The organism is uncultured Methanobrevibacter sp., assembly GCF_937906425.1.
Classification (GTDB): Archaea; Methanobacteriota; Methanobacteria; order Methanobacteriales; family Methanobacteriaceae; genus Methanobrevibacter.
In genome coordinates this window covers 1-2,156 of sequence record NZ_CALCYR010000219.1, presented here as the reverse complement: position 1 = coordinate 2,156, position 2,156 = coordinate 1, and the positions used below count along the sequence as shown (strand labels likewise).

Here is a 2,156-nt window from a genome sequence, read left to right as displayed (position 1 = left end):
ATTTATTAATATAAATTAAATATTATTAAATTAATTTATTATATTAACTAAATTAAATTTATTTAAATGTCCATATTTTAAACTTCATTTAAAATAATTTCTTAACATCAGTAATTCCTTCTTTGACAGCATTACCAGTATTTTTTATAGTATCAGCAGCATTTCCTAATCCAGTTTGAGTATTATTTAAAGCACTATTTAAACCAGATTTAACATTATCTAAAGCACTTTGACCACTTGTTAAATTATTTAGCTTAGAAGTCGCACTGTTTATATTATCATTTAATCCGGAACCAATATTATTTAAACCAGATGTTACATTATTAGCAGTATTTGATAAATTATTTGTTAAACCACTTCTGACATTATCTAAACCTGTATTTAATTTATCGGTAACTCCTCCTATTCCTGTATTTGAATTTAAGCCTGAGCCTATATTTTTTAAATCATTTACACCTGAAGTTACATTATTTAATCCTGAATTAATATTATTAGTTAAATTAGTTCCAGTGTTACTTAGATTGTTTCCTATTTGATTTAAATTATTACTCAATCCGGTTAAACCAGAAGTATTTGGTAAATTAGCATTAAGATTAGGTAAATTTGCATTTAAATTTGGTAGATTAGCATTAAGATTTGGAAGATTAGCATTAAGATTTGGAAGATTAGCATTTAAATTTGGTAGATTAGCATTTAAATTTGGTAGATTAGCATTAAGATTTGGAAGATTATCATTTAAATTTGGTAAATTAGCACTTACGTTAGGTAGATTAGCATTTAAATTTGGTAAATTAGCATTAAGATTTGGAAGATTAGCATTAAGATTTGGTAGATTGGCGTTTAAATTTGGTAGATTAGCATTAGGAAGATTTGGTAAATTAGCATTAAGATTTGGTAGATTAGCATTAAGATTTGGTACATTTAAATTAGCATTGATCCCTGGTATATTAGCATTAGTTGCAGATATATTGGCACTTACTCCAGGAATACCAGTATTAATTCCTTGTAATGTCGGATTAATAACTGTTCCAGGCGCTGCTACTGGAGATAATTCTCTACTAGCTCTAATGCTTTTAAGAATTTCTCTTCTTGGATCATTTTCCCAAATAGGATAATTTCTCACAAAATGTCCATCAACTTGTGGCTCAAATGATGGTACTTGTGATATCATTTGGCTTTGAGGAACATTAACTAAAGGTTGTTGTGGAATATTAACTAAAGGTTGAGGTGGATCATTAATAGGAAGAGGTCTTTGTTGGATTGGTTCAACATTTTGAGGAGAATAAAGTGGTTGAGGGGGTACTATACTTGGAGTAGGAACTGGAGGTGGTACTTGAGGTACTGCATTTACAGGAACCATGCTAGTCACAGGTACTTGTTTATAATTAGTCACAATTCTTGGTTCATATCTTGTCACAGTCTGAGCTTTATAATATTTTCTTTTATATTGAGGTTGAGGTAATATGACAGGAGCACTATTGATTTCATATTTTGGTGCTTCAAATTCATTAAAATCATAATTAGTTGTAGTAGTAGGTAAAATATCTAAATAATTATTTGTTGTTTCATAAGTAGGAGTTGTTTCTACAAAAGTATCAGCAACAGTGTAATCAATTTCTGGAAAAGTATTTGTAGTTGTAGCATAATTTGTATTGGTATAATCTGCATAATTAGTAGTAGGATAAGCCTCAATTGTTGTATAATTATTTTCGACTTCATAATTAGTTATAGGAATTTCAGTTTGATTTGTAGTAGTATAATTAGTCGCAGGATAAGCTTCAGTTGTAATTGGAACATCGAAATTTGTATAATCATTTGTTTGATAATTATTTTGTGTTTGGGTTGTGATATAAGTATTTGTTTGATCTATATTATAATCTGAAATTCCGGCCGATGTAGCTAAAATATCACCTTGGAAAATATTATCAACAGGTGGAGCTTGAGTTGTTTGGATATTTGTTGCTCCTTCTGCTTTATAATTTGTGGATAAATATGGCATATAAATAGATTGAGATGTCTCTTCTGGTAAACCTAAAAAGTTTGCATTTGTCTCCATTTCTTATTTTTATATATTTTATTATAAAATTAACGAATTTTATCAACTAATAATTTTAATTAATTAAATATATAATTTATTATTTTAAAAATTTAAAATT

The 2,156-nt window shown here is 27.9% G+C and carries 1 protein-coding gene; it reads right to left on the bottom strand.

What is annotated here, in order from left to right; all coding sequences use genetic code 11:
• Positions 1 to 88: 88 nt before the first annotated feature.
• Entirely contained in the window at positions 89 to 2,056 is a 1,968-nt protein-coding gene (locus Q0138_RS06350; RefSeq protein ID WP_297982178.1) for a hypothetical protein, read from the bottom strand.
• Between the last annotated feature and the right edge of the window lie 100 nt (positions 2,057 to 2,156).

Excerpts from the sequence above, each read along its gene's own strand:
- Q0138_RS06350 (WP_297982178.1), bottom strand. The coding sequence starts at position 2,056 with ATGGAGACAAATGCAAACTTTTTAGGTTTACCAGAAGAGACATCTCAA.